Origin of the sequence: Thioalkalivibrio sp. ALgr3 (assembly GCF_000377325.1) — a bacterium.
GTDB lineage: Bacteria > Pseudomonadota > Gammaproteobacteria > Ectothiorhodospirales > Ectothiorhodospiraceae > Thioalkalivibrio.
The window spans coordinates 17,583-43,314 of sequence record NZ_KB897979.1 but is presented as its reverse complement, the minus strand read 5'-3'; the positions used below and the strand labels follow the sequence as shown (position 1 = coordinate 43,314).

23 protein-coding genes are annotated in these 25,732 nt (G+C 69.5%); 14 read left to right on the top strand and 9 right to left on the bottom strand.

All coding sequences use genetic code 11. The features are described 5' to 3' along the window. Positions 1-11 precede the first annotated feature (11 nt). Positions 12-1,373, bottom strand: coding sequence for a magnesium transporter (gene mgtE / locus C998_RS0105885; protein ID WP_018869934.1), 1,362 nt, complete (start codon positions 1,371-1,373; stop codon positions 12-14). Positions 1,374-1,790: 417 nt separating this feature from the next. Here mgtE and C998_RS0105880 point away from each other — a divergent pair, with 417 nt between their 5' ends. Genes C998_RS0105880 through C998_RS0105865 form a run of 4 tightly spaced genes read left to right on the top strand, consistent with a single transcriptional unit; the run spans position 1,791 to position 6,887 of the window. Next, positions 1,791-2,474, top strand: a complete 684-nt coding sequence (locus C998_RS0105880; protein WP_018869933.1) for an ABC transporter ATP-binding protein — start codon at positions 1,791-1,793, stop codon at positions 2,472-2,474. A gap of 5 nt (positions 2,475-2,479) precedes the next feature. After that, positions 2,480-5,026, top strand: a complete 2,547-nt coding sequence (locus C998_RS0105875) for an FtsX-like permease family protein (RefSeq protein WP_018869932.1) — start codon at positions 2,480-2,482, stop codon at positions 5,024-5,026. Then, on the top strand, positions 5,026-6,207 hold the full coding sequence (locus C998_RS0105870) for a lipocalin-like domain-containing protein (protein ID WP_018869931.1): 1,182 nt from the start codon (positions 5,026-5,028) through the stop codon (positions 6,205-6,207). Before C998_RS0105875 ends, C998_RS0105870 begins: the two co-directional genes overlap by 1 nt. Positions 6,208-6,212: 5 nt before the next feature. Then, the gene (locus C998_RS0105865; RefSeq protein WP_018869930.1) at positions 6,213-6,887 is read left to right on the top strand and encodes a cytochrome b/b6 domain-containing protein; all 675 of its coding nucleotides are present in this window, start codon (positions 6,213-6,215) and stop codon (positions 6,885-6,887) included. A 1,339-nt stretch (positions 6,888-8,226) separates the two neighbouring features. Here C998_RS0105865 and C998_RS0105860 read toward each other — a convergent pair. After that, a complete protein-coding gene (locus C998_RS0105860; RefSeq protein WP_018869929.1) occupies positions 8,227-11,004 on the bottom strand; it encodes a valine--tRNA ligase in 2,778 nt (925 codons plus the stop codon). Between the two features lie 187 nt (positions 11,005-11,191). Between C998_RS0105860 and C998_RS0105855 the strand changes: the two genes are divergently transcribed. Beyond that, positions 11,192-11,794 carry an outer membrane protein gene (locus tag C998_RS0105855; RefSeq protein ID WP_018869928.1) on the top strand — a complete coding sequence of 201 codons (603 nt, stop codon included), beginning with the start codon at positions 11,192-11,194 and terminating at the stop codon, positions 11,792-11,794. 105 nt (positions 11,795-11,899) lie between these two features. On the opposite strand, the gene C998_RS0105850 is transcribed toward C998_RS0105855, so the two are convergent. The 3 genes from C998_RS0105850 to C998_RS0105840 all read right to left on the bottom strand — a co-directional run bounded on the left by C998_RS0105850 (position 11,900) and on the right by C998_RS0105840 (position 14,296). Next, positions 11,900-12,202 carry a high-potential iron-sulfur protein gene (locus C998_RS0105850; RefSeq protein ID WP_018869927.1) on the bottom strand — a complete coding sequence of 101 codons (303 nt, stop codon included), beginning with the start codon at positions 12,200-12,202 and terminating at the stop codon, positions 11,900-11,902. A gap of 182 nt (positions 12,203-12,384) precedes the next feature. Beyond that, positions 12,385-12,804, bottom strand: coding sequence for a DNA polymerase III subunit chi (locus tag C998_RS0105845; RefSeq protein ID WP_018869926.1), 420 nt, complete (start codon positions 12,802-12,804; stop codon positions 12,385-12,387). A 13-nt stretch (positions 12,805-12,817) separates the two neighbouring features. After that, positions 12,818-14,296 carry a leucyl aminopeptidase gene (locus C998_RS0105840; RefSeq protein ID WP_018869925.1) on the bottom strand — a complete coding sequence of 493 codons (1,479 nt, stop codon included), beginning with the start codon at positions 14,294-14,296 and terminating at the stop codon, positions 12,818-12,820. Between the two features lie 97 nt (positions 14,297-14,393). Between C998_RS0105840 and lptF the strand changes: the two genes are divergently transcribed. The 3 genes from lptF to C998_RS0105825 are packed head-to-tail and all read left to right on the top strand — an operon-like array spanning position 14,394 to position 17,284. Beyond that, a complete protein-coding gene (lptF, locus tag C998_RS0105835) occupies positions 14,394-15,506 on the top strand; it encodes an LPS export ABC transporter permease LptF (RefSeq protein ID WP_018869924.1) in 1,113 nt (370 codons plus the stop codon). Continuing rightward, the gene (lptG, locus tag C998_RS0105830) at positions 15,503-16,567 is read left to right on the top strand and encodes an LPS export ABC transporter permease LptG (RefSeq protein WP_018869923.1); all 1,065 of its coding nucleotides are present in this window, start codon (positions 15,503-15,505) and stop codon (positions 16,565-16,567) included. The genes lptF and lptG overlap by 4 nt, the downstream gene beginning before the upstream one ends. A 36-nt stretch (positions 16,568-16,603) precedes the next feature. Beyond that, a complete protein-coding gene (locus C998_RS0105825) occupies positions 16,604-17,284 on the top strand; it encodes a GDSL-type esterase/lipase family protein (protein ID WP_026279493.1) in 681 nt (226 codons plus the stop codon). 32 nt (positions 17,285-17,316) lie between these two features. Here the strand turns inward: C998_RS0105825 and C998_RS0105820 are convergent, their stop codons facing one another. After that, positions 17,317-17,874 (bottom strand): RDD family protein, encoded by a 558-nt coding sequence (locus C998_RS0105820; RefSeq protein ID WP_018869922.1) that lies wholly within the window; start codon positions 17,872-17,874, stop codon positions 17,317-17,319. 45 nt (positions 17,875-17,919) lie between these two features. Between C998_RS0105820 and C998_RS0105815 the strand changes: the two genes are divergently transcribed. Continuing rightward, on the top strand, positions 17,920-18,297 hold the full coding sequence (locus tag C998_RS0105815) for a PilZ domain-containing protein (RefSeq protein ID WP_018869921.1): 378 nt from the start codon (positions 17,920-17,922) through the stop codon (positions 18,295-18,297). Positions 18,298-18,334: 37 nt separating this feature from the next. On the opposite strand, the gene glp is transcribed toward C998_RS0105815, so the two are convergent. From glp to mobA, 3 genes are all read right to left on the bottom strand, one after another. Next, positions 18,335-19,576, bottom strand: a complete 1,242-nt coding sequence (gene glp / locus C998_RS0105810) for a gephyrin-like molybdotransferase Glp (RefSeq protein WP_018869920.1) — start codon at positions 19,574-19,576, stop codon at positions 18,335-18,337. Between the two features lie 22 nt (positions 19,577-19,598). Next, positions 19,599-20,147, bottom strand: coding sequence for a molybdopterin-guanine dinucleotide biosynthesis protein B (gene mobB, locus C998_RS0105805; protein WP_018869919.1), 549 nt, complete (start codon positions 20,145-20,147; stop codon positions 19,599-19,601). Between the two features lie 112 nt (positions 20,148-20,259). Beyond that, positions 20,260-20,868 carry a molybdenum cofactor guanylyltransferase MobA gene (mobA, locus tag C998_RS0105800; RefSeq protein ID WP_018869918.1) on the bottom strand — a complete coding sequence of 203 codons (609 nt, stop codon included), beginning with the start codon at positions 20,866-20,868 and terminating at the stop codon, positions 20,260-20,262. A gap of 78 nt (positions 20,869-20,946) precedes the next feature. Between mobA and C998_RS0105795 the strand changes: the two genes are divergently transcribed. The 5 genes from C998_RS0105795 (at position 20,947) to C998_RS0105775 (ending at position 25,689) form a co-directional block, all read left to right on the top strand. After that, positions 20,947-22,482, top strand: coding sequence for a nodulation protein NfeD (locus C998_RS0105795; protein WP_018869917.1), 1,536 nt, complete (start codon positions 20,947-20,949; stop codon positions 22,480-22,482). Between the two features lie 68 nt (positions 22,483-22,550). Continuing rightward, on the top strand, positions 22,551-23,486 hold the full coding sequence (locus C998_RS0105790; RefSeq protein ID WP_231364966.1) for a slipin family protein: 936 nt from the start codon (positions 22,551-22,553) through the stop codon (positions 23,484-23,486). A 24-nt stretch (positions 23,487-23,510) separates the two neighbouring features. Then, positions 23,511-24,431 (top strand): site-specific tyrosine recombinase XerD, encoded by a 921-nt coding sequence (xerD, locus tag C998_RS0105785; RefSeq protein ID WP_018869915.1) that lies wholly within the window; start codon positions 23,511-23,513, stop codon positions 24,429-24,431. 63 nt (positions 24,432-24,494) lie between these two features. Further along, positions 24,495-25,205, top strand: coding sequence for a DsbC family protein (locus tag C998_RS0105780; RefSeq protein ID WP_018869914.1), 711 nt, complete (start codon positions 24,495-24,497; stop codon positions 25,203-25,205). A 4-nt stretch (positions 25,206-25,209) separates the two neighbouring features. After that, positions 25,210-25,689, top strand: coding sequence for a nucleoside deaminase (locus C998_RS0105775; protein WP_018869913.1), 480 nt, complete (start codon positions 25,210-25,212; stop codon positions 25,687-25,689). Positions 25,690-25,732: the final 43 nt, after the last annotated feature.

Below are 25,732 nucleotides of genomic sequence, written 5' to 3'. Positions count from 1 at the left end.
GCGGGTTCCCCTCAGGCCGGCGTGGCAAGGCCGAGCATGGCCACGGCCAGCGAGAAATAGATGGCGATGCCGCCGAGGTCGGCGATGGCGGTGACCAGTGGCACGCTGGCGGTCGCGGGGTCGAGCTTGAGGCTGCGCAGGATGACCGGCAGCAGCATGCCGACCATGCTGGCGAAGGCCACGATCAGGGTCATCGCGACCGCCACCAGCACCGCGATCTCCATGCCGCCGCGCCACAGACCCAGCAGCGATACCGCGATCCCCATGCTGACGCCGATCCCGGTGGCCACGCCCAGTTCCTTGGCCCACAGGCGCAGCCAGTCGCGCGTGGTGACCTCGCCGGTGGCCATCGCGCGCACCATCAGGGTCGAGCTCTGCGCCCCGGCGTTGCCGCCGGAGTCGATGATCAGCGGCAGGAAGAACACCAGCACCGCCACCGCCTCGATGGCCTCCTCGTACTGCGAGATCATCAGGGCGCCCAGGGTGTTGAACGCCACCAGCCCCAGCAGCCAGCCGACCCGCTTGCGATACAGCAGGAACGGGCTCGCCTGGCGCGGACTCAGCGGGAGGTTGCCCACCGAACCCAGCTTGTGGAAATCCTCGGTGGACTCGGCCTCGATCACGTCCATGACGTCGTCCACCGTGACCACGCCCAGCAGCTCGCCGTTGTCGCCCACCACCGGCAGGCTCTCGATGTCGTAGTGCTGGATGCGCCGCGCGGCCTCGACGCGGTCGGCGTCCACCTGCACGGTGTAGGGCGATTCGTCGTCGATCAGGCTGCGTACCGGGCTGTCGGGCTCGGCGCGCAGGAAGCGCCGGATGGGGATGGCGGCCAGCAGGGTGCGGTCATCGTCGACCACGAAGATCACGTTGTTGGAGTGTTCGTCACCGGTGCGCCGCACATGGGCCAGTGCGCGCTTGAGCGTCCAGTCCGGGGCCACCGCGACCACCGACGGCGACATCACCCGGCCGACCGAATCCTCGGGGTAGTTGAGCTGCTTCAGGGCACGGCGGATGGCGCGGAACGGCAGCAGGCGCAGGTATTCGCGCAGGCGTTCGGCGTCCAGGGTCTGCAGCAGCGCGGTGAGGTCGTCGGTCTCCATCTCGGAGAGCAGAAAGCGCGCATCCTCGCGTGACGACGCACCCAGCAGTCGCAGCTGGAAGGGGATGTCGAGATAGGCGAAGACGTCGGCCTTGCGCCCGGGATGCAGCCGGTTGAAGATCGGGGTAACGGCGTCCGCGGGCAGCTCCATCAGCGCATGTGCAATGTCCTGGATGCGCATGTAATCCAGCAGCTCATCCAGGCCGGCGCGGTCGTCCAGCCGGACCAGTTCGCGCAGTTCGATGATGGACTGTTCGAGGTTGTGTTCCATGCCCTGCTCCCGGCGGTCGCTGGCGGATCACCGGCACGCGCGGCGCGGTGACGACGAGGGACCGTCGTAATCGGATTTCCAGGACGGGGCAGATCGCAGGATCCGGCCGCCTCCCGGCGCTCTTGTGTCATGAGGCCCGGCGGCAGCGGCGGAGAAGGGTGCGCAGTGCTTACGGCCGGGCGACGATAGATCGACAGCGTGTTCGGCGTTTCATCATGCGTTCCCTTGTGGCAGGTCCCGTTATTCTAACGGATCCTCTGTTCCACTCAAGTGCTTGCGTGCGATGCTTGCACCGGTTTGAGCACTCGCGCGAACCTTCGGGGCTGCGCCCGGTCGCTTGTTTGACCCCGTCTGGAGCCGAGCATGTCTTCGTCGCCGTCCCCATCCGCTGCCCCGTCGCAGGATCCTGTTCTGAACGTGGCCGCGCTGACGTTCGTCTATCCCGGCGCGCCGGAGACGCCGGTGCTGCGCGGGGTGGATCTGACGCTGGCGCCGGGGGAACGGGTGGCGATCGTCGGCGAGAGCGGTTCCGGCAAGTCCACCCTGCTGCACCTGGCCGCGGGGCTGGAGCACCCGGGCGAGGGCGAGGTGCGGCTGGCGGGCACTTCCCTCGGCGCCCTGGACGAGGCCGGCCGCACGCGACTGCGCCGGCGTGTCGCCGGCATCGTGTTCCAGTCGTTCCACCTGATCCCGACTCTGGATGCGCGCGAGAACGTGATGCTGGCACTGGAGCTGGCCGGGCTCCCCGACGACGTTTCCGGCCGCCGGGCGCGGGTCGCGGAGCGTCGCCGGCGTGCGGACGCCGCGCTGGCGGCGGTCGGCCTGGAAGGGCTGGGCGGACGCCTGCCCGAAGCCCTCAGCGGCGGGGAACAGCAACGCGTGGCCATCGCCCGCGCGCTGGTGCACCAGCCGGCCCTGATCCTGGCCGACGAACCGACCGGCAACCTCGATTCGGTGACTGGCGAGTCGGTCTTCTCGCTGCTGCTGGAGCAGGTAGCCACGCATGACAGCGCCCTGTTGCTGGTGACCCACAGCGCGGAACTGGCCGGCCGCCTCGACCGCATCCACACCATGCACGACGGCCGTCTGCGGGAGGGCTGACGGCCATGGGGCTGATCTGGCGGGCGTGGATGCGCGACTGGCGCCGCCGGCCCCTGCAGCGGGTGCTGACCCTGCTGGGGGTGGTGATCGCGGTGGCCGTGGTGCTGGCGGTGGATCTGGCCAATCAGTCCGCGCAGCGCGCCTTCGACCGTTCCATGGAGGCCGTGGCCGGCGCCGCCACCCACCAGGTGCTGGGGCCGCCACAGGGTTTCGCCGAGGCCGTGTATGCGGAACTGCGCAGCGCCGGCCAGCGGGAGACGGCGCCGGTGGTGGAGGGGGCCGCGCGGCTGGAAGATGGCCGCAGTATCTACCTGCTGGGCGTGGATCCGTTCGCCGAGGGGCCGTTCCGCGGCGCCGCCTCGGACATCGGCGCGGCACCCGTGCAGCGGCTGCTGAGCGAGCCCGGGACGGTATTGCCGCCACGCCAGTGGTTCGCGGAGCAGGATGCGGCGGATGGCGACCGGGTCGAACTGCAGGCGGCCGACGGGCGCCACGCGGTGCGGGTGCTCGCGGCCGACGGCGCCGGCGAGGACGACGGGCGGGTGTGGGTGACCGACATCGCCACCGCCCAGATCCTGCTGGGGCGCGACGGGCGCCTCGACCGCATCGACCTGCGGCTGGAGGATGCCGAGGCGCAGCGGGCGATGGAACGCGCGCTGGAGCAGGCCGCCGGGGCCGCGGGGGTGAACCCCGAGGAGCTGGAGATCGTCGCGTCCGGGGCACGCGATCAGGCCTCGCGCGAGCTGGCTCGGGCGTTTCGCATCAACCTGACGGCGATGAGTCTGCTGGCGCTGCTGATCGCGGCGTTTCTGGTCTACAACACCCAGACATTTTCGGTGCTGCGCCGGCGCGAGGTCCTGTCCAGCCTGCGCCTGCTGGGGGCGGGGCGCGGTCGGGTCGTCGCCGTGGTCCTGCTGGAGGCCGCGCTGGTCGGACTGATCGGGACGCTGCTGGGGGCGCTGGCCGGGGTCGCGCTGGCGCAGGCGCTGGTTGCACAAGTGGCGCAGACCGTCACCGATCATTTCTTTGTCGCGGCCGTTACCCGGGTCACGCCCCGCCCACTGGCGCTGCTGGCCGTGCTGGTGCTGGGCGTGGGCGTGGCGCTGCTGGCCGCGCTGGCCCCGGCACTGGAAGCGGCCCGCCACGCGGGGCCGTCGGGGCAGGGTGCCGGGGCCGGCGAGGCGCGGGCGCGGCGCCGTGCCAACCGTCTGGCCCTGACCTCCCTCGGCCTGCTGGTCGCCGGCGCCGGAGTGCTCATCACTGGCGTGGCCGGGCTGCCGGGGGCCTTCTTCGGCCTGTTCCTGCTGATCGCCGGTTTCGTGTTGCTGCTGCCCCGGGTCCTGGGGTGGACGCTACGCGGGCTGGCCGTCGTCAGTGCCGGCCGCAGCCTGCCACGGATCGGGCTGCGCAGCCTCGAACGCAGCCTGTCGCGCAGCGGCCCGGCCGCCTCGGCCCTGACCCTGGCTCTGGCCGCGACCATCGCGGTGTCGGTGATGGTGGGCAGTTTTCGCGGCAGCGTGGAGCAGTGGCTGGGGCAGGCCCTCACCTCCGATCTCTATGTCACTCCGGTCGCGCCGGCCGCGGCACGGGATTCGGCGCGGCTGCCGCAGGACTGGGCCGGGCCGCTGTTGAGCGAGTCCGGGGCCGAATCGCTGAGTACCGGTACCACGGTGGAGACCGGCAGCGACGCGGGTCGGGTCGAGCTGTTCGTGGTGCGGCCGCACCCCGACTGGCTGGAGCACCTGCCGCTGCTGGAGGTGGATGGTCCCCGGGACGGGCTGGTGGACCGCATAGGCGCTGGCGACGCCGTGCTGGTGACCGAACCCTTCGCCGCCCACCACGACCTGCAGGCCGGTGACGATCTCGAGCTGGCGGTGCCGGGCGGGCGTCGTACGTTTACGGTCGCCGGGGTCTACCGCGACTACGCGACCCCGCAGGGCCGCGTGATGATCCCCCACGGCGCCTACGCCCGGGACGGGCCCGCGCCGGAGGGCGTGGGTTCGTTCGGGCTGGTGCTGCCGCCGGATGTCGATCCGGAGGCCGCGGTCGAGCGCCTGGAGGCGTGGCTGGCGCAGCGCGAGCCGGCGGCGATCGTGACCCGGCCGGAAGCGCTGGAACAGGAATCCATGGCGATCTTCGACCGCACCTTCGCGGTGACCCATCTGCTGCGGGTCATCACCCTGGTGGTCGCCTTCATCGCCATCCTCGGCGCCCTGATGGCCCTGCAGATGGAGCGCGCCCGCGAATTCGCGACGCTGCGCAGCCTGGGGCTGGAGCCGCGGGGCGTGCGCGGGCTGGTGCTGCTGCAGGGCGGGGTGCTCGGGCTGTTCGCGGTGCTGGCGGCGATCCCCGCGGGACTGGGCATGGGCTGGATCCTGATCGAGGTGATCAACCGTCAGGCCTTCGGCTGGGGCATGGACCTGCGCTGGCCCGGGCGCGAGGTCGCGGGCACCGTGGCCATCGGGCTGCTGGCCGCCCTGCTGGCGTCGTTGTGGCCGGCCTGGCGCATGGCCCGGATGCGTCTGCTGCCGGCGTTGCGGGAGGTGGCGTGATGAGGGGCATGCTGCGAGCGGGGCTGCTTGTGCTGTTGCTGCCGGGTGCGTGGCTGGCGGGCTGTGGCGGGGAGCCGCCGGAACCCGCGTCCGACGAAGAGGGGACCGCGCTGCGCGTCGCCGATGCCCTGGGCGAGGAGGACGTCGAGGGCTTTCGCCGGGCCGAGGAGCCGCGCGCGTTCGAGTTCCCGCGGGATCATGGGCCACATCCGGGGTTTCGCAACGAGTGGTGGTATCTGACCGGCAATCTGGAGGGCCCCGACGGCGGCCGCCACGGGTTCCACATCACCTTCTTCCGGGTGGCGCTGGCGCCGGAGCTGGAGGGCGACCCGGCGTTTCACGGGTCGAGCTGGGCCACGCCGCGTCTGTGGATGGCGCATGCCGCGATCCTCGACGTGGAGGGCGACTGGCATGCCTCGGAGGAGCGCTTCGCCCGGGATGCCGCCGGGCTGGCGGGTGCCAGCGAGCCGGTGGGCCGGGTGTGGCTGGAGGACTGGGCGCTGACCGGCCTGGCGGGCGACACCTGGGATCTGCAGTTCACGGTGGACGGGCGCGAACTGGAACTGGAGCTGAAACCGGAGCGCGCCCCGGTGCTGCAGGGCGAGGCAGGTGTGAGCCAGAAGGGGCCGGAGCCGGGCAATGCGTCCTACTACTATTCTGTCCCTCGGATCGCCGCGCGCGGCACCCTGCGCGATGCGGACGGGGCGGAACGGGCGCTTTCGGGGCAGGCCTGGCTGGACCGCGAATGGAGCAGCGGCGCCCTGGCCGAGGGCCAGATCGGCTGGAACTGGTTTGCCCTGCAGTTCGACGACGGGACCGACCTGATGTACTACCAGCTGCGGCGCGATGACGGCACGCCCCATGAGCTTTCGAAGGGCCGCTGGATGCCGGCCGATGCCCGGGATCACGAGCTGCGCCCGGAACACGTGGAGCTCGAACCGCTGCGGCATGCGCGCATGCCTTCGGGAAACCGCTATCCGGTGGTGTGGGCGATGACGGTCACGCCGCCGGATGGCAGCGCGCCCCGTCGTTTCCGTGTGGAAGCGGTGCGGGAATTTCAGGAAATGGATACGGTCATTCCCTACTGGGAAGGCGCGGTGGACATCCGTGACCGGGAGGGCGAGCTCCTGGGCCGTGGCTTCGTGGAACTGACCGGCTATGAACGCGAGGACGAGGAATGAACGGAATGACCGGTGGCAACGCGGATGCCCTGCGGGTGAAGGTCTGGGACTGGCCGACGCGGGTGTTTCACTGGGGACTGCTGCTGTGTCTGGTGGGCCTGTGGTACACCAGCACCGAATTCATGCTGTTCCGGTGGCACAAGTGGCTGGGTTACACCGTGCTGGGGCTGCTGCTGTTCCGCATCGTGTGGGGCTTTGTCGGCAGCGAGACGGCGCGTTTTCGCCACTGGCTGGCGGGGCCGGTGACGGTCGCGCGTTACGCGTGGGGCCGGCTGCGCGGCACGGCTCCCGAATACCTCGGCCACAACCCGCTGGGTGGCTGGGCGATCCTGCTGATGCTGGTGCTGCTGCTGGTGCAGGCGGTGACCGGACTGTTCGCCAATGACGACATCTTCAACCAGGGGCCGCTGGCCGATTCCGTCAGCCGCGACGTCGAACGTACGATGACGCGGCTGCACAACTGGAACTTCGATCTGTTGCTGATCGTGATCGGCATCCACGTGCTGGCCGTGTTCACCTATCAGTTCATCCTGCGGATCCGCCTGATCGGCGCGATGATTACCGGCTACAAGCGCGGGGCCTGGTCGGACCACCCGCACATCGCGAACCCCTGGTTCGGGCTGGTGCTGGCGCTGATGGTGGCCGCACTGGTGTTCGGGGTCGGGTCCGTCTGGGGGTAACCGGTTGCGGGAGCTTGCTTGCAAGCGAACGGGCTGCTGGTGCCCGTGCTTGATCGCTGCCGCGGGCCTTGAGCTGGCGCTGCGGAGTCGGCGGTTTTCGGCTGCCGCCGGGGGTGTTGCGCTCTCTCGCGAGCGCGCCGCGAGGTCCTTTCTTGCTTGCCCAAGAAAGGACCCAAAGAAGGGCACCCGGAGCTCGCCCGGGAACCTTGCTCCGGGCGCCTCGCGCCGGCGGCGCCGAACTCGCGAAGCTGCGCTTCGCTCGGACATCCGGCGCCTTGTTTCCGGCGCGAGGCACCCTCCGCAAGGGGCTCGCAACGGGAGGGGGTAAACCGGAGGCGTTCCGGCCATTGGTGCCCCGGTCCCGGCCCGCTTGATCGCGGGGCGCTCGAATCGTGCGTTTCCTGGTTCCTGATGCAAAGGCGGCCCGGTGCACCAACGGGTTCAAGCTTTCGTACGGGCCCTTCGCAGAGCTCATTCCCAACCATCCGGACAAAGGAATCTCGTGTGGTCAGGGCCCGGCCCCACCCCGAAGCCCTGATGGAGGAGGGTCTGTGGCTCGGCAGGGCGTGTCCATGGCCCTACCCGGGCACCCTCACCCGGTGCCGGACATGCCACAGTGGCTGTGGGACCTTGCTTGCAAGCGAACCGAAGGCTCGTGGTGTCCTTTGGGGGCGACATCTTCCCATGCGACACGGCATCCGGGGCCCGATCGGCCGGAGGACCGGCCTCCTGCGGGAGCAGGTTTCAACACGGTGGGAGGCGAGCCCTCTCGCCGATCCGACACAATCGGTTGCCAACGGTCCTGGTCTCGGCCGGGGGCGTTCATAACCCCCGGCCTGCCCGCCTGGCGGAAAAAGAACGGGCGGTGACCCTGTGGCCCCGTTTGCCGCACCGAGCGCAGAGGTCGGGCGCGGGAGAAAAGGCGCTGCTTGTCTGAGCGAAGCGCAGCTTCGCGAGTTCAGCGCCGCCCGCGCCCGGCCTCGGAGCGAGGGGATCCCGGGCCGCGTCAGCGGACCGGGATGCGGCAGTCGGGGTGACTTCTTTGGGTCCTTTCTTGTTCACACAAGAAAGCCCGTTTTTGATCAACAACGGGCGCGGCGCGCTCGCGAGAGAGCGCAACACCCCCGGCGGCAGCCAAAACCGCCGACTCTGCAGCGCCAGCTCAAGGCCCGCGGCAGCGATCAAGCACAGGCAGTAGCCCGAAGCGCCGCGGCAGCGGTCGGGTAGCAGCTCCTATTCGCTTGCAAGCAAGCTCCTGCAGCCTTTGCCGGGTGCCGGGTGCCGGGTGCCGGGTGCCGGGGCCGGGGGCCGGCACCGGGCGGCGAGTGCCGCGCCGGCGTTACATCGCCCGGATACGTTCGCGTTGCGCGGCGAGCTGCTCGCGGGTGGCCTGCATCTCGGCGACGCGGTCGCGCTCCTTCTGCACCACCTCGGCCGGGGCGCGGTCGACGAAGCTCTCGTTGGCAAGACGCTTCTCGCTCTGCTCGAGGTTCTTGTCGAGCTTGGCGATCTCCTTGTCCAGCCGCGCCAGTTCGGCGTCCTTGTCGATCAGGCCGGCCAGCGGGATCAGCAGCTGCATCTCGTCGACCAGGGCCATGGCGGATTCCGGGGCCTCGTCGGCGGCGTCCAGCCAGGTGACGTCCTCGGGCTTGCCGAGGAATTCCAGCAGGGCGCGGTGGCGCTGATAGCGCTCCCGGTCGGCGTCGCTCCAGTTCTTCACCAGCACCGGCAGCGGCTTGCCCGGGGCGATGTCCATCTCCGCACGGATCCGGCGCAGGCCGGTGATGAAGTCCTTGACCCAGTCGAGCTCGGCGGTGGCGGTGGCATCGCGCGGGAAGCCGTCCTGCGCGGGCCAGGGGCGCTGCACCAGGAACTCGACGTCGTCGCCGATGCCGGCGTGCGGCTTCGCACTGGTCCAGATCGCCTCGGTGATGAACGGGATCACCGGGTGCAGCAGGCGCAGCAGGGCCTCGAGCACGCTGACGAGCGTATGGCGCGTGGCACGCTTGACCGCCTCCGGCGTGGCCTCGTCGTTCAGCACCGGCTTGGTCAGCTCCAGGTACCAGTCGCAGTAGTCGTGCCAGGTGAACTCGTAGAGCGTCTGTGCGGCGAGGTCGAAGCGGTAGGCATCGAGCTGCTGCGTGGCGGTCTCGGCGGTGGCCGCCAGGCGGTCGAGGATCCAGCGATCGGCGAGGGTGCGCTGCTCCGCGGTGTCGTCCGCGGCCGAGCAGTCGTGGCTCTCGACGTTCATCAGCACGAAGCGCGAGGCGTTCCACAGCTTGTTGCAGAAGTTGCGGTAGCCCTCGATGCGGCCGAGGTCGAACTTGATGTCGCGCCCGGTGGTGGCCAGGGCGGCCAGGGTGAAGCGCAGGGCGTCGGTGCCGAACGCGGGGAAGCCGTCGGGGAAGGCCTTGCGCGTGGTCTTCTCGATCTTCTTCGCCATCTGCGGCTGCATCAGGCCCTGGGTGCGCTTGGCCACCAGGTCGTCGGCGCTGATGCCGTCAATGAGATCAATCGGGTCGATCACGTTGCCCTTGGACTTGGACATCTTCTGGCCTTCCGAGTCGCGGATCAGGCCAGTGACGTAGACCTCGCGGAACGGCACATCGCCCATGAAGTGCTCGCCCATCATGATCATGCGGGCGACCCAGAAGAAGATGATGTCGAAGCCGGTGACCAGCACGCTGGTCGGGTAGAAGTCGCGCAGTTCCGGCGTCTGCTGCGGCCAGCCGAGGGTGGAGAACGGCCACAGGGCCGAGCTGAACCAGGTGTCCAGAACGTCCTCGTCCTGTTCCAGCGCCACCTCGGCGCCCAGGCCATGCTTCTCGCGTACCTCGTCCTCGGAGCGCCCGACGTACACGTTGCCGTCCGGGTCGTACCAGGCGGGGATGCGGTGACCCCACCAGATCTGGCGCGAGATGCACCAGTCCTCGATGTTGCGCATCCACTCGAAGTAGGTCTTCGACCAGTTCTCCGGCACGAAGCGGATGCGGCCGTCCTCCACCGCCCGGATCGCCGGTTCGGCCAGCGGGCCGGCCTTCACGTACCACTGGTCTGTCAGGTAGGGCTCGACCACGGTGCCGGAGCGGTCGCCGCGCGGGACCATCAGGCGGTGGTCCTCGGTCTTTTCCAGCAGGCCGAGGTGATCCAGATCGGCCACCACGCGCTTGCGGGCCTCATAGCGGTCCAGTCCGCGGTAGGCCTCGGGCACGTTGTCGTTCAGGCAGGCATCGATGGTCAGGATGTTGATCACCGGCAGGTCGTGACGCTGGCCCATCGCGTAGTCGTTGAAGTCGTGCGCCGGGGTGATCTTCACGCAGCCGGAGCCGAACTCGGACTCGACGTGGTCGTCGGCGATGATCGGGATCTCGCGCCCGACCAGCGGCAGGCGGATGGTCCTGCCGATCAGGTCGCGGTAGCGCTCGTCCTCCGGGTGCACCGCGACGGCGGTGTCGCCCAGCATGGTCTCCGGGCGCGTGGTGGCCACGGTCAGGTGTCCGGAGCCGTCGGCCAGTGGATAGCGGAAGTGCCACAGGTGGCCGTTTTCCTCTTCCGACAGCACCTCCAGGTCGGACAGCGCGGTGTGCAGCACCGGGTCCCAGTTGACCAGGCGCTTGCCGCGGTAGATCAGGCCCTCGTCAAACAGGCGCACGAAGACCTCGAGCACTGCCTCGGAGAGCCCGTCGTCCATGGTGAAGCGCTCGCGCGACCAGTCCACCGAATCGCCCAGCCGGCGCATCTGCCGGGTGATGGTCCCGCCGGATTCGTTCTTCCAGTCCCAGACCGCGCGGACGAACTCCTCGCGCCCGAGGTCGTGGCGGGTCTTTTCCTGCGCCGCCAGCTGGCGCTCGACCACCATCTGCGTGGCGATCCCGGCGTGGTCGGTCCCGCCCTGCCACAGGGTGCGGTCGCCGTGCATGCGCCGGTAGCGGATCAGGGTGTCCATCAGCGTGTGCTGGAACGCATGCCCCATGTGCAGCGTGCCGGTCACGTTCGGTGGCGGCAGCAGGATGCAGTAGTTGGCCTCGCCCGTCTCCGGCGGCGCGAAGATGTTCGCGGCCTCCCAGCGTTCGTACTGGGCCTGTTCGATGCTCTTGGGGTCGAAGCTCTTGTCCATGGTCGGGCCGGGCTCGGGGTGTGGATGGCAAAGCCGCGCATTATAACGAGGGATGCAGTTCGTGACCCGTTTTCCTGCGCGGCCTGTCGAAACCCTCGGCCCGTGTGCGAGAATAAGTCGAACGTGATGACCGCTGAGTGTGGCGGGCCTGTGCGCCGCAACCGGATAACAACGAGGAGAAAGACCGATGTTCGCGAAAGGAAAGATTGCTGCCGCCGTCGGCGGTGCCCTGATGCTGGTCGGTGGCCTGTCCGTGGCCCAGGCCGACACCTTCCACGGCGGATACGTCGGTGGCCAGCTGGTGATCGTGGACTACGATTTTGATGTGGATCCCGGCCCCTCCCTGTCCGACACCGACGTGGGCATCGGTGGCGTGATCGGTACCGGCACCACCGAGAACAATTACTACCTGGGCGTGGAGCTCGACTTCTGGCTGGATCAGGCCGACGACTCGACCACCTGGAACGGTGTGGATTACGACGTGGATGTGAAGCACAGCTATGGCGTGAACCTGCGTCTCGGCCGGGTCTTCAACGACGACCTGCTGGTCTACGGTCTGCTCGGGTACCAGGGCACCAAGGCCAAGGTGTCCGCCGACGGGCTCGGGTCGGATTCCGAGACGTACGAGGGCGGCCGCGGTGGCGTGGGTGTCGAGTACCAGCTCGAGAACCGCATGTTCTTCCGCGGCGAGTATTCGCAGACCTTCCACGGGGACGAAACCGTGCTTGGCGGGGTCGATGTGGATCCGGATTCCTGGCAGGTGAAGGGCGCGATCGGTTACCGCTTCTGAAGCTCTCCGGGGCAGGATCGGAATGAAGGGGCCCCGCGCGCCAGGGTGGCGTGCGGGGCCCTGTTGTATCGGGGCATTGCGGTGCCCCGTGAGCGGGTTGCGGGATCAGCCGCTGACCCAGGCGTCGCACCAGCCGCCGGCGGCGACGTTGACGCCCTGGAAATCGGCGTGATGGCATCCGCCGTTGCCGTCCCAGAAGGCGCAGTTGTCGCAGCGCTCGCCCTCGGAGTAGTCCGGGTGATCGGCGTTGGCGGCATCCGCCACGTAGTTGTGGGCGTGTCCGTCCTCGGCCATGGGATTGGCCGTGGCCACGGACATGCCGGCCATGCTCACGACCGGGATGGCGGCGACGGCCGCGGAGGCGCGGCGGAGAAAGGTACGGCGGCTGATATCGGTCTTGTCGGACATGGTTCCGACCTCCTTGCTGGTAGTTTTCTTGTGACGGGCATCTCTGCGGATGCCGTCGCTACCTTGCATCCATTGTCCGCGTGAGTTCTACGTGAATGGATCACATTTCCACTCGAATCGAAGGGATTCATGATCCAGCTCAAAGGTCGGGTCAGGGGAGGGGCATCGCCTGCCAACGGATCTCACATGGAGTGGTGTTCCAGCGGATAGCCGCGGTCGCGGAAGTAGCGCCAGCGGGCGCGGCCGGCGGCCCGGCCGGCTTCGTCGCCGCCGACGATGTCGGCCACGCGTTCGAAACGCCCGCAGTATTCGGGGACCTCGGCGGCCAGGTTCACCAGCACGTCGCAGTGGGTGGTCGGGGCACGGGAGTCGTGCAGGGTCACCGGCACGTCGGCGGCGTCCACCTCGGTGGCGTGAGGCAGGAAGGCGGTGTCACGGAAGGTCCAGAGCCATTCGTCCAGGCTCTGTGTCAGGGCCGGGTCCCCGGTGTGGACGTGGACCCGGTGGCCCTGGCGCGAGGCCTTTTCGGCCAGCTTGCAGGCCAGCCGCAGGCGCGCGTCAGGCTGCGGATCCTGCAGCAGGTAGAAGGTGACCCGGGTCATGTGCCGGCGAGCCTCAGGCCTGGTCCAGCAGATACTGCATCAGCATCGGGACCGGGCGGCCGGTCGCGCCCTTTTCCTTGCCGCTCTTCCAGGCCACCCCGGCGATGTCGACGTGCGCCCAGGTGTAGTCCTCGGTGTAGCGCGAGAGGAAGCAGCCGGCGGTGATGGTGCCCGCCGGGCGGCCGCCGATGTTGGCCATGTCGGCGAAGTTGCTCTTGAGCTGTTCCTGGTACTCCGGCCACAGCGGGAGTTGCCAGCCGCGGTCGCCGGTTTCCTCGCCGGCCTGCTGCAGCTGCCGGACCAGACGGTCGTCGTTGCCCAGCAGCGCGGCTCCCTGGTGGCCCAGGGCGATGATGCAGGCGCCGGTGAGGGTGGCGATGTCGATCACCGCCTTTGGCTTGTAGCGCTCCACCCAGGTCAGGGCGTCGGCCAGCACCAGACGGCCCTCGGCGTCGGTATTCAGGATCTCGACGGTCTGCCCGGACAGGGTGTGGATGATGTCGCCGGGGCGGGTGGCGCGGCCGTCCGGCATGTTCTCCGCGCTGGTGACCACGCCGACCACGTTGATCGGCAGGCCCAGTTCGCATACCGCCTCGATCACCCCGAACACGCTGGCGGCGCCGCACATGTCGTATTTCATCTCGTCCATCTCGGCGCCCGGCTTCAGCGAGATGCCGCCGGTGTCAAAGGTGATGCCCTTGCCGACGAACACCACCGGGGCATCGTCCTTGTTGCCGCCGCGGTATTCCATCGCAATCAGGCGCGGCGGGCGCTCGGACCCTTGACCGACGGCGAGGATGGCGCCGGCACCCAGGGCCTCCAGTTCGTGTTCGTCGAGCACGGTGGTCTCGAGACGGTCATACTGTTCGGCGAGCCGGCAGGCGGTGTCGGCGAGGGATTCGGGATAGCAGACGTTGGGCGGGGTGTTGCCGAGGTCCTTCGCCCGGTTCATGCCGGTGACGATGGCCGCGGCCTCGCTGCAGGCCTTCTTCGCCGCATCGGCGCGGCTGCGGTCCACGGCAAACTGGACCTTCTCGAGCTTGACGGGGCGGGTCTCTTCCTTGCCCTTGAACTCGAAGAAGCGATAGGCGGCGTCGCCGATGGCGGTGATCAGGGTGCGCACGGTCCAGGCGATGTCCTTGCCGCGCGGGACGAAGTCCTCCACCGCGATCACCGCGCTGTCGGCCGGGCGCTCCACCAGCGCGGCAGCGAGGGTCTGGCAGGCCTTGCGCGCAGCGCGGGCGTCGTAGTCCTTCTTCGCGCCCAGGCCGATCAGCAGCGCGGAACCCTTGCGTCCGGCGCCGGGCACCAGCAGGCGCGAGCCGGCGTCGCCGTCCATCTCGCCGGCCTTGAACAGGGCCGCGAGGTCGCCGTCGCGGGCCTCATCCAGGACCCGCGCGCCCGGGGCCGGCTTGCGCCGGTGGCTGACGGCGGCGGCGCGGATCCCGGCGCGGGGTTTGTCGACGGCGGAGGTGGTGACGGAGAATTGCATGGGCGCCTCGCGGGATGAAATGAATGTTTTCCAGTGATACTACCAGCGCGCCGCCGGGGCGCACTACGCACACCGGCGACGTGGATACGGGCCGCGCATGATCCTGCGCCGGGCCGAGCGCTTCGTTGCGCGCGAACTCCTGGTGACCCAGGCGGCGGTCACCGTGGTGCTGCTGCTGGTGATCGTCGGCGGGGTGCTCGCGCGGGTGCTGCAGGACGTGGCCGAGGGCAGCGTGCCGGCGGATTTCCTGCCGGCGCTGGTGGGTTTCGGCGCGTTCAAGGGCATCGTGTATCTGTGGCCGGTGGCGCTGTTTCTGGGGTTCATGCTGGTGCTGGGCCGCATGCAGCGCGACAGCGAACTGATCGCGCTGCAGTCGGGCGGGATGTCGTTCGCCGCGCTTTATCGTGCCCTGTTCCTGGTCGCCGGACCGGCGGCGATCCTGCTGGCGGCGCTGATGAACACCGTGGTGCCCTGGACCGAGGGCGAGGTGGACCGCATGCGCGATCTCGCCGACCAGCGCTCGGATCTGGTGGGGATCGCGCCGGGGCAGTTCCTGGAGTCGCGCGTGGGGGATCAGGTGTTCTTCGCCGAACGCCTGAGCGATGACCGCGAGGCGCTGGAGGAGGTCTTCATCTACCGCGAGGTGGACGGCGAGGCGCAGGTCACGGTGGCCGCGCGTGCGATCCCCGATCCCGGTGCCGAGGGCAGCGGCTTCCTGGTGCTGGAGGACGGCTACCGCTACGTCGGCACCCCGGGCAGCGGGGCCTTCCGCATGCTGGAATTCGAACGCCTGCGCACGCAGATCACCGAGCCCGACCCGGGCGCCGAGCGGCGCAGCCTGGAGGCGCACTCCACGCCGGAGCTGTGGGCCGAGCGGGACGACCACGAGGTGCGTGCGGAGCTGGAGTGGCGCTTCGCCATGCCGCTGTCGATCGTGGTCCTGACGCTGATCGCCCTGCCGCTGTCGCTGGTGCCGCCGCGCAGCGGGCGCTACGCGCGCATCCCCGCGGCGATCGGGGTGTACGTGCTGTATGCCAACTTCCTGATCCTGGGGCAGGGGCAGCTGGCGGACGGCCAGGTGCCCGTGGCCGTGGGGCTGTGGTGGGCGCACGGCGCGATGCTCGTGCTGTGGCTGCTGCTGGCCTGGCGCAAGGGCCTGCTGCGTCGGCCGCGCCGGGGTGCGGGCCCGCCGGCGGGGGAGCCGGCATGACCACGATCCTGGGGCGCTACATCATCCGCCAGGTGCTGCTGGGGACCGCGCTGGCGGCGCTGCTGCTGGTTGCGCTGGATGCGGTGTTCGCGCTGATCGACGAGCTGCGGGACATCGGCCGCGGCGATTACGGCGTGGCGCAGGCGCTGATGTACGTGGCCCTGACGCTGCCGCGGCGGATGTACGAGATGATGCCGCCGGCAGCGCTGCTCGGTGGTCTCCTGCTGCTGGGCAACCTCGCGGCGGGCAGCGAGCTGACGGCCATGCGCGCCGCCGGGATGACCGTCGGGCGGTTCGTCGGCTGGGTCATGCAGGGCGGGCTGATCGTGGTGCTGGCGATGGTCGCGATCGGCGAGTTCGTCGCGCCGGTGGCGGAGAACCGCGCGCAGAACCTCAAGGCGACCGCCTTCGACCGCGAACTGAGCGTTGGCTCGATGGGGCTGTGGGCGCGCGACGGGCGGCGCATCGTGCATGCCGAGGCCGTGCTGCCGGATGACCGGCTGGCGGGCGTGCGCGTGATCGAACTGGGCGAGGACCGGCGCCCGCGGGTGATCACCCGGGCCGCGGGTGCGCGTTACACGGACGGCGAGTGGTGGCTGGAGGACGTGGAACGCTCGCGCCCGGATTTCGACGGGGTAGTGACGGAACATGTCGAGGAGGAACGCGTGGAGCGTCTGATCGCCCCGGAGTACTTCTCGGTGCTGGTGGTGGAACCCGCGCAGATGGGAGCGCGCGACCTGCATCGTTACATCCAGTACCTGCAGGAAAACCGTCTGGATTCGGCGCCCTACGAGGTGGCCTTCTGGCAGCGCCTGACCCTGCCGGCCTCGACCTGGGTGATGCTGCTGCTGGCGATCCCGTTCCTGTTCGGGTCGCAGCGCGAAGGCGGGGCCGGGCGTCGGCTGTTCGTGGGGATCGCGATCGGGGTGTCGTTCGCGATCGTGATGCGGGCGATGACCCATGTCGGACTGGTGTTCGCGCTGCCGCCGGTGCTGGCGGCCAGTGTGCCGGTGCTGCTGTTCCTGGTGGCGGGGCTGCTGGGGCTGCGGCGCGTGGCATGATGTGACGCGGATTATCGACGACGGGAGAACGACGCAATGAGAGCAGGCGGAAGACCGTCCCGGACCGGGCGCGCGGGGCAACTCCTGTGGCTGCTGCTGGTAGCCGGAATGCTGGCCGCCTGCGGCAGCCCGGGGCCCACCGACCTCGACCCGCTGCCGCGCTCGGCCACGGTGCTGGTGTTCGGGGACAGCGTGACCCACGGAACCGGCGCCGGTGATGGCGAGGACTTTCCGACGCGTCTGGAGGCGATCACCGGCTGGACCGTCATCAACGACGGGGTGCCCGGCGATCGGGCGGATACCGCACGCGGGCGCATCGAGGACAGCCTGGTCGAACATGAACCGGATCTGGTCATCCTCGAGCTCGGCGGCAACGACTTCCTGCGCGGGCGCCAGCCGGCGGACGTGAAGGAGGATCTGCGGGCACTGATCGGATACGTGCGCGACCACGGGGCGCAGCCGCTGCTGATCGGCGTGCCCGAAGCCTCGGCCCTGGGGGCCGCTACCGGGCGGCTCAGTGACGACGCGATCTATCGCGAGCTGGCGCGCGAGGAGGACGTGCCGCTGATCGAGGGGGTACTGGCCGGGGTGCTGAACGACGCGGATCTGCGTGCGGACCGCATCCACCCGAACGCGGATGGCTATGCACGCATGGCCGAGGAGATCGCCGACGGGCTGATGGAGGTCGGGCTGTGGCTGGGACGCCGAGCCCCGTGAGCGCATGACGGGGCGCGGGTGGCCGCGCGCGATCAGCCGCCCCCGGAGTCCTGTTCTTCCTGGTTTTCCTTCCAGCGCGGACGCTTGAGCGGCCGCGTGCGCATCAGCACGGTGGAGGACAGCCAGTCGTGCAGCATCCAGCGCTGCGGGTGCAGGGCGCTGGCGCCCAGGGCGAGAACGCCCAGGGCGGTCATCAGCGCGGTCATCCAGTCGCCGTGCTCGCGCGCCAGATGGATCGCCATCAGGATGATCATCCACTGCGAGATCCCCACCATAAAACGCAGCGTGGCCTGCCAGGAGGTGATCCGGCTGCCATCCTCGCTGCGCACCACCAGGTTCCAGGTCTGCATCCCGAGGGTCTGTCCGGTCCGGCGCCAGAAGCCGTAGAAAAAGGCCCAGGCGGCGAAGATGTTGAGGGTGAGCTGGACCTGCCAGAAGAACACGTCCAGCAGGTTCCACAACGGCAGGGTCACCAGCCCCAGCACCAGCCAGATGGCCAGCACCAGCAGGCTGTCGTAGAGCAGTGCGCCGAAGCGCAGCAGCAGGCCGACGGGGCGGGAGTCGCGTTCGGGAGCGGGGATGTCGTTCATGGGGTCTCGCTGGTCACTGCGCGGAAGATTGCGTAGTCTTGCGGTATGTCGCGACGGTTTCAACGTATCCCGCTCGAATTTCCGGCCCGGCTCGAGCTGGATGGCCGGACATGCCCGGTGCGCGTGCTCGACATCTCGCTGCGTGGAGTGCTGGTGGAATGCGAGGGGCTCGAACCGCTCGCCCCGGGCACGCCCGGTCAGGTGGACATCCCGCTCAGTGACGAGGCCCGCATCGCGTTCGAGGGCAAGGTGCGCTGGCAGCAGGGCGAGCGGCTGGGGCTGGAGATCGCCGCCATGCCGCTGGAATCCGCCGGGCACCTGCGGCGCCTGGTGGAGCTGAACCTGGGCGACGAGGCACTGCTGGAGCGTGAGTTCGCCGCCATGGTCGCCGAGCCGCCGGGCGAGGATGACCCGGGCAGTTGATCCCGGGCCCTGATCCCGGGCCCTGAACCCGGGGGGCTCAGTAGAGCTCGCTGAACGGCAGTACCTCCACCCACTCCCCGGCGCGTGCGCCGTCCGCCTCCCGCGGCAGTACCACGAAGGCATTCGCCCGGCTCATCGCGCTCAGCTGATGCGATCCCTGTCCCCCGGCGCTGCGCACCACGTCCACGCCGTCCTCGGTCTCCACGATCGCCCGCTGATAATCCGTGCGCCCCGGCCGCTTGCGCAGATCCTCGCACAGCCGTGCGCGCAGGGTGCGCGGTTCGGCCACCGGCAGGCCGGCCAGACTGCGCAGCGCCGGGCCGACGAACAGGCCGAAGGTGGCCATCGCCGAGACCGGATTGCCCGGCAGCCCGATGAACCGCGCCTGGCCGAAGCGGCCGAAGGCCAGCGGACGCCCGGGCTTCATCGCGATCTTCCAGAAGCCGACTTCGCCGCGCTCCTGCAGGATGCGGGTGATGTAGTCGGCATCACCCACCGAGACCCCGCCCGTGGTCAGGATCAGGTCGGCCTCGCGGCCCGCGGACTCCAGGGCCTCGCGCACGGCGTCCTCGTCGTCGGGAATGATGCCGTAGTCGCGGGCCTTGACCGCGTAGCGCGACAGCAGGGAACGCATCATGTGCCGGTTGCTGTCGTGGATCTGCCCGGGTTCCAGCGGTTCGTCCACCGGCACCAGCTCGTCGCCCGTGGAGAAGAACACCACGCGCGGCTTGCGCAGGACCTCGACCTCACTGATGCCCTGGCTGGCGAGCACCCCGATCTCGGCCGGACCGAGCACCTGCCCGGCGCCATAAAGCCGTTCGCCGCTGCGGGTATCCTCGCCGGGGCCGCGGATGTTCGCGTTGTCCGCGGCCGGGCGGTCGCAGCGTATGTGGTCACCTTCCACCGTCACGTGCTCCTGCATGACCACGGTATCCGCGTCGTCCGGGACCACCGCGCCGGTGAGGATCCGCACGCAGGAGCCCGGCGGCAGCGCGCCGTCCCACGGGTGCCCGGCGGCCGAATGGCCGGCCAGATGCAGCCGGGCGCCGGCTTCGCGGGCATCGGCGGCGCGCAGGGCGTAGCCGTCCATCGCCGAGACCCGGGCCGGAGGGACGTCCAGCCGGGCATGCACGTCCGCGGCGAGAACCCGTCCGGTGGCCGTCTCCAGACTGCGCGTGCGCGTCTCGGCAACCGCCCGGCAGGCCTCCAGCACGGCGGCGCGCGCCTGTTCCACGGTGAGGGCGGTGGGGTCGAATTCGTCACAGGCGGCCGCGTTCATCCGGTTCCTCCGTTGTCATCTGTCAGCCGTTCAATAACGGGTAAAGGGAAAGGTGTTCGATGATGAAGTCCGCCACCGGCGAGGGGTCGTCCAGCGGCAGCACCGGGCCATGGAAGGGCAGCCCGCCGGCGTCGGTGGCCACTGCGACCACCCCCGGTGTGTCGGGGTACAGCGGTGGCTTGTCGTTGGCCTTGCGGTAGACCTCGATGCGCGGCAGGTCGGCGTTCTTGAAGCCCTCCACCAGGATCAGGTCCGAGCGCGCCGGATCCAGTTTCGCGCACAGGGCGTCGAGGTCGGGGGTCGCCCCTTCCTCGATCTCGGGCGTCTCCACCATCAGGGCGAAGCGCCGGGACGAGGCCACCAGGGTCTGGTCGGCCCCCGAGTGACGCAGCTCGTAGCTGTCCTTGCCCGGCTTGTCCACGTCGAACTCGTGGTGGGCATGCTTGATCACGGCGGGGCGCAGGCCGCGATTGCGCAGCTCCGGAATCAGCTGCTTCAGCAGTGTGGTCTTGCCCGAGCCGCTCCAGGCGGCAAAGCCGATGCGCGGCAGCGTGTTGTCCGGGTGGCTCATGACGGTTCCTCTCCCTGGTGGCGACGGCCCGGTGCGGTACCGGTCGTCGGGGAGTGTAAGGAATCGGCCGCCAATCTACACGCCGGTTGCGGGGCGCAGTAAGTTCCCGGGGTCACCGCGGGGCGAGATCTTCGGGGGTGTTGAGGTTGGCGAAGGCCTCGGGGCAATCGGAGAAGTCGGCGGTCACGGCGCCGTGTTCGCGCAGCCAGGCGCCGGCGGGCAGGGGGCCCGCCGCGATCGCGGCGCGCAGGGCGGGCACCAGTCCGGCACCCAGCAGCAGGAACAGCGGCTGCAGGCGCCGGCCGTCGTGGGCCATCGCCGCGGGGGCGGCGTGTTCGGCCCGCGCCGCCTGCAGGCGGGGGCCGAGGTCGTGCGGGGCGCTCGGGGCATCCACGGGGACGCACAGCAGGTCGCGGCCGGGTCGGGCGGCACCGGCCGCGGCAATGCCGGCCAGCGGGCCGCGGTAATCGGGATGTTCGTCGGCGACACAGGGAAACCCCAGCCGCGCGCAACGGTCCATTTCGGTATTAGTGCTGACGACGATGCCATCGACCTGTCCCTGCAGACGCTCGACGGCATGTTCGATCAGCGGCCGGCCCCGGTATTCGAGCCACGCCTTGTTGCAGCCGCCCATGCGCCGGCCCTGACCGCCGGCGAGGATGACCCCCAGCGGCGGGCGCTCCGGGGCGGCGGGTGGAGTCTGGCGGGAGTCCTGCGGCATGGGCGTTCGTTTGCGCAATGGCCTATGTTGTAGGGTGCAGGATGCGTGGCCGACACGATACGAGGACGACAGCGATCCATGATCCGATTCCGTAACCAACGCGGTGCCGCGGCCCGCTGGCTCCTGTGGCTGGCGCTGCTGGTGGTCGGCACGGCCGGCGCGCTGCTGGCCAGCGCCGATAACGGTGGCGACCGCGAAGCCGTGCTCCTGACCGTGGACGGGGCCATCGGTCCGGCGACCGTAGATTACATCACGCGCGGGATCGATGCCGCCGAGGAGCGCGGTGCCGAGATGGTCGTGCTGCAGCTGGACACGCCCGGTGGCCTCGACTCCAGCATGCGCAGCATCATCAAGCACATGCTGCAGTCCGAAGTGCCGGTGGTGACCTATGTGCACCCCGCCGGCGCGCGGGCCGCCAGTGCCGGAACCTACATGCTCTACGGCTCGCATGTCGCGGCGATGACGCCGGCGACCAATCTGGGCTCGGCAACCCCCGTGCAGATGGGCGGGGGCGGCCTGCCCGGCATGGACGAGGAAGACCTGGACGAGCTGCGCGAGGAAGCGGAAGACGAGGCCGAAGCCGAGAACGGGAGCGGGAACGGGAACGGGAACGGCGGCGAGCAGCGGGACAACGGCGAGGACGCCGTCGAGCCGGCCACCGAGGAAGAGCTGCTGGACGACGACCCCGAGCCCCGCCGCGGGGACGATGCGATGGAGCGCAAGGTGCTGGAGGACGCGGTGTCCTACATCCGTGGCCTGGCCGAGCGCTACGATCGCAATGCCGACTGGGCCGAGGAGACGGTACGCGAGGGCTCCAACCTGACCGCCACCGATGCGCTGGAAAAGAACGTCATCGATTTCGTCGCCGACAACCTCGATGACCTGCTGGCGCAGCTCGACGGGCATACCGTGAAGCTGATGTCGGGCGAACGCGAACTGGTGACCGAGGGCATCGAGATCGTGCGCATGGATCCCGACTGGCGCACCGAACTCCTGTCGCTGATCACCAATCCCAACATCGCCTACATCCTGATGCTGATCGGGATCTACGGCATCATCTTCGAACTGGCGAATCCGGGCGCGGTCTACCCCGGTGTGATCGGCTCCATCGCGCTGATCCTGGCGTTCTTCGCCCTGCAGGTGATGCCGATCAACTACGCCGGACTGGCGCTGATGCTGCTGGGGATGATCTTCATGATCGCCGAGGCCTTCGTGCCCAGCTTCGGCGCGCTGGGCATAGGAGGGCTCGTGGCATTCATAACCGGTTCCGTGATCCTGTGGGATGACCCCAATCTGAACGTGGCCCTGCCGCTGGTGGTCGGCACGGCCATTGCCATCGGGCTGGTGTCGGTCTGGGTGCTGGGGCGGCTGTTCAAGCTGCGCGGCAAGAAACCGGCCACCGGCCATGAAGAAATGATCGGCATGATCGGCCATGCGCGGGAAGATTTCGAGCGGCGCGGTCCGGTGTGGGTGCACAGCGAGCTGTGGACCGCCGAAACCACCGCGCCGGTGCGCGAGGGGCAGGCCGTGCGGGTGACCGCGATCGACGGCCTGCGCCTGACCGTGGAGCCGATGGAACAGGACGAGCGGGCCGAGGGCAGCGGTCCGGCTTAGCGCGGGCCGCCTCCGCGCGGCCGGCACATGCAGCAAGCCGCCGATTCGGCGGGAAGGAGCACAACATGTTGAATGATTTCGGTTTTATCGTCGTACCGCTGGTGATCATCATCGCCCTGATCGCGATGTCGATCCGGGTCCTGCGGGAGTACGAACGTGGCGTCGTGTTCTTTCTCGGCCGCTTCCAGTCGGTCAAGGGGCCCGGCCTGATCATCGTGATCCCCGGGATTCAGCAGATGGTGCGCATCGACTTGCGCGTGATCACGCTGGACGTGCCGAGCCAGGACGTGATCTCGCAGGACAACGTGACCGTGCGGGTCAATGCGGTGCTGTATTTCCGCGTGGTGGACTCGGCCAAGTCGGTGATCCAGGTCGAGGATTACTACGCCGCCACCAGCCAGCTGGCCCAGACCACTCTGCGTTCGGTGCTCGGCAAGCACGAGCTGGACGAGATGCTGTCCGAGCGCGACAAGCTGAATTCCGATATCCAGTCGATCCTCGACGCGCAGACCGACGCCTGGGGCATCAAGGTCACCAACGTCGAGATCAAGCATGTGGATCTGGATGACTCGATGATCCGCGCGATCGCCCGCCAGGCCGAGGCCGAGCGCGAACGCCGCGCCAAGGTGATCCACGCCGAGGGCGAGCTGCAGGCGGCCGAGAAGCTGGTGCAGGCCTCGCAGATCATGGAGGCCAGCCCGGCTGCGCTGCAGCTGCGCTACATGCAGACCATGTCGGACATGTCCACCAACGGGCATGCGAACACCATCTTCTTCCCGCTGCCGCTGGAGCTGACCAAGGTGTTCGAGAACCTGGCGGGCAAGTTCCGCGCGGAGAATCCCGAGAACCCGCTGAGCGCCGCCGCGGCTGCAGCGGGGATGGGGACGAAGGATTCCTCCTCCGGTTCCGGCGTGACCGGCGACACCTCCGGCGCGGAGGAGGATGCGGGCGGGGCATCCGATACCGGCCGCGGTCCGACGTCCGGGGGCCCGGCCAGCTCCTGATCGGTCCGCGGGCGTTCGTCCGGCATGGCGACGGAGACGCCGGAGACGGCCGCGGAGCTCCCCGCGGTCCTCGACCGGTTCCTGGACGAGCTGTGGGCGGTGGAAGGCCTGGCCGACCGCACCCTGGCGGCCTACCGGCGCGATCTGAGCGCGCTGGCGGGTTTCCTGGCGGCGCGGGACGGGGCACTGGAGGCCGCGACCCATGCCGACCTGCTGGCCTTTGTCGCCGCCCGCATGCAGGGCGGGGCGCGGCCGCGCTCGGTGGCCCGGGCGCTGTCCTCGATCCGCCGCTTCTATCGTTTTCTGGTACAGGCGGGCGAGCGCGAGGACGACCCCTCGGCCGGCATCGATCCACCGCGGCCCGGACGGCCCCTGCCGGCCGGGCTGTCGGAGGCGCAGGTGGAGGCGCTGCTGGCGGCGCCGGACACCGCCACGGCCGTGGGACTGCGTGACCGGGCGATGCTGGAGATGATGTACGCGGCCGGTTTGCGGGTCTCCGAACTCGTCGGGCTGGAAGGCACGGCGGTGAATACCCGGCAGGGCGTGGTGCGCATCACCGGCAAGGGCGGACGCGAGCGCCTGGTGCCGCTGGGCGAGGTGGCGACCGACTGGCTGGCGGCGTATCTCGACCGCGCGCGTCCCGAGCTGATGGCGGGGCACCCGCCGGTGGAGGCGCTGTTCGTGACCCGGCGCGGCCGCGGGCTCACGCGCCAGGCCTTCTGGTACCGCATCAAGGCGCATGCGGCGCAGGCCGGTATCGACACGGCGCTGTCGCCGCACACCCTGCGGCATGCGTTCGCCACCCACCTGCTGGACCACGGGGCCGACCTGCGGGTGGTGCAGATGCTGCTGGGCCACAGCAGCCTGTCCACGACCCAGATCTATACCCATGTGGCGAGGGCGCGGCTGCAGGCGCTGCATGCGGAACACCACCCCCGGGGTTAGCCGTCTGTCCCCCGGAAGGCAACCGGCCTACAATCCACGTTTTGATTCATCAGCGAGACACCCATGTTCCTCAAGCGCGTTCTTCCTTTCGCGGTCGTCCTGGCGGCCGTCGGCACCACGGCCCAGGCCAGCGAGGCGATCGAGCAGGCCATGTCGCAGGCCATCCCCGATGCCGAGATCGACTCCATTCATTCCACCCCGCTCGACGGGATCAAGGAGGTCCGCTACGGCACCGAGATCTTCTACGTCAGCGAGGACGGCCGTTACGTGATGCAGGGCAGCCTGATCGACCTGCAGACCCGCGAGAACCTCACGGAGCAGGCGAAGGGCGGTGCGCGCGCCGAGCTGTTCGCAGCCATCGACGACAGCGAACTGGTGGTCTACGAACCGAACGGTGAGACCCGCGCGGTGCTGAACATCTTCACCGATCCCAACTGCCCGTACTGCCGCGACATTCACGCGGATCTGCCGGAATACCTGGAAGCCGGCGTCAAGGTGCGCTACCTGATGTTCCCGGTGCTGGGGCAGGACTCGCCGGAGATCATGAACCGCACCTGGTGCGCCGATGACCGCCAGGCGGCCATGGACCGTTCCAAGGAGGGGGACAAGCTGAGGGACCTGGACGGCGGCTGCGCCACCCCGCAGGACGAGCACATGCAGCTGGGGCAGAGCCTGGGCGTGCGCGGCACCCCGGCCCTGTTCACCGAAAACGGCGAGATGCTCGCCGGCTACGTCGAGCCGGAAGAGGTGCTGTCCCGGGTGCTGGGCGACTGACCCCATGAGCGTGGCCGCCGACGACGCCTTCTTTCTGCGCGAGGCCATCCGTCTGGCGCGGGAGTCCGTGGATGTCGGCGGCGGTCCGTTCGGCGCCCTCGTGGTGCGCGACGGCGAGATCGTCGGCCGCGGGGCGAACCGCGTGATCCCGTGGCAGGATCCCACCGCGCATGCCGAGGTGGCGGCGATCCGTGATGCCTGCCGTCATCTCGGGGATCATCGTCTCTACGGGGCGACCCTGTACGTGTCCTGTGAACCCTGTCCGATGTGTCGTGCGGCGGCCTGCTGGGCCCGGCTGGACCGGGTGGTGCATGCCGCCTCGGCCGCGGATGCGGCCGCGGCCGGGTTTGACGACGAGCGGATCCGCGACGAACTGGTGGCGCCCCCCGAGGCGCGCCGTCTGCCGCTGATCCGAACCCTGGCCGAGGAGGGGCGGGCGGTCTTCGACTACTGGGAACGCCACGCCAACCGCCGCTTGTACTGAATGTGCGGCGGGTCCCGGCCGGGCCCGGCCGTCGGTGCATGAC

Bases quoted from the DNA above. Each gene is read 5' to 3' on its own strand.
- mgtE (WP_018869934.1), bottom strand. From the start codon at position 1,373: ATGGAACACAACCTCGAACAGTCCATCATCGAACTGCGCGAACTGGTC.
- C998_RS0105875 (WP_018869932.1), top strand. From the start codon at position 2,480: ATGGGGCTGATCTGGCGGGCGTGGATGCGCGACTGGCGCCGCCGGCCC.
- C998_RS0105870 (WP_018869931.1), top strand. From the start codon at position 5,026: ATGAGGGGCATGCTGCGAGCGGGGCTGCTTGTGCTGTTGCTGCCGGGT.
- C998_RS0105865 (WP_018869930.1), top strand. From the start codon at position 6,213: ATGACCGGTGGCAACGCGGATGCCCTGCGGGTGAAGGTCTGGGACTGG.
- C998_RS0105860 (WP_018869929.1), bottom strand. From the start codon at position 11,004: ATGGACAAGAGCTTCGACCCCAAGAGCATCGAACAGGCCCAGTACGAA.
- C998_RS0105855 (WP_018869928.1), top strand. From the start codon at position 11,192: ATGTTCGCGAAAGGAAAGATTGCTGCCGCCGTCGGCGGTGCCCTGATG.
- C998_RS0105850 (WP_018869927.1), bottom strand. From the start codon at position 12,202: ATGTCCGACAAGACCGATATCAGCCGCCGTACCTTTCTCCGCCGCGCC.
- C998_RS0105845 (WP_018869926.1), bottom strand. From the start codon at position 12,804: ATGACCCGGGTCACCTTCTACCTGCTGCAGGATCCGCAGCCTGACGCG.
- C998_RS0105840 (WP_018869925.1), bottom strand. From the start codon at position 14,296: ATGCAATTCTCCGTCACCACCTCCGCCGTCGACAAACCCCGCGCCGGG.
- lptF (WP_018869924.1), top strand. From the start codon at position 14,394: ATGATCCTGCGCCGGGCCGAGCGCTTCGTTGCGCGCGAACTCCTGGTG.
- lptG (WP_018869923.1), top strand. From the start codon at position 15,503: ATGACCACGATCCTGGGGCGCTACATCATCCGCCAGGTGCTGCTGGGG.
- C998_RS0105825 (WP_026279493.1), top strand. From the start codon at position 16,604: ATGAGAGCAGGCGGAAGACCGTCCCGGACCGGGCGCGCGGGGCAACTC.
- C998_RS0105820 (WP_018869922.1), bottom strand. From the start codon at position 17,874: ATGAACGACATCCCCGCTCCCGAACGCGACTCCCGCCCCGTCGGCCTG.
- C998_RS0105815 (WP_018869921.1), top strand. From the start codon at position 17,920: ATGTCGCGACGGTTTCAACGTATCCCGCTCGAATTTCCGGCCCGGCTC.
- glp (WP_018869920.1), bottom strand. From the start codon at position 19,576: ATGAACGCGGCCGCCTGTGACGAATTCGACCCCACCGCCCTCACCGTG.
- mobB (WP_018869919.1), bottom strand. From the start codon at position 20,147: ATGAGCCACCCGGACAACACGCTGCCGCGCATCGGCTTTGCCGCCTGG.
- mobA (WP_018869918.1), bottom strand. From the start codon at position 20,868: ATGCCGCAGGACTCCCGCCAGACTCCACCCGCCGCCCCGGAGCGCCCG.
- C998_RS0105795 (WP_018869917.1), top strand. From the start codon at position 20,947: ATGATCCGATTCCGTAACCAACGCGGTGCCGCGGCCCGCTGGCTCCTG.
- xerD (WP_018869915.1), top strand. From the start codon at position 23,511: ATGGCGACGGAGACGCCGGAGACGGCCGCGGAGCTCCCCGCGGTCCTC.
- C998_RS0105780 (WP_018869914.1), top strand. From the start codon at position 24,495: ATGTTCCTCAAGCGCGTTCTTCCTTTCGCGGTCGTCCTGGCGGCCGTC.
- C998_RS0105775 (WP_018869913.1), top strand. From the start codon at position 25,210: ATGAGCGTGGCCGCCGACGACGCCTTCTTTCTGCGCGAGGCCATCCGT.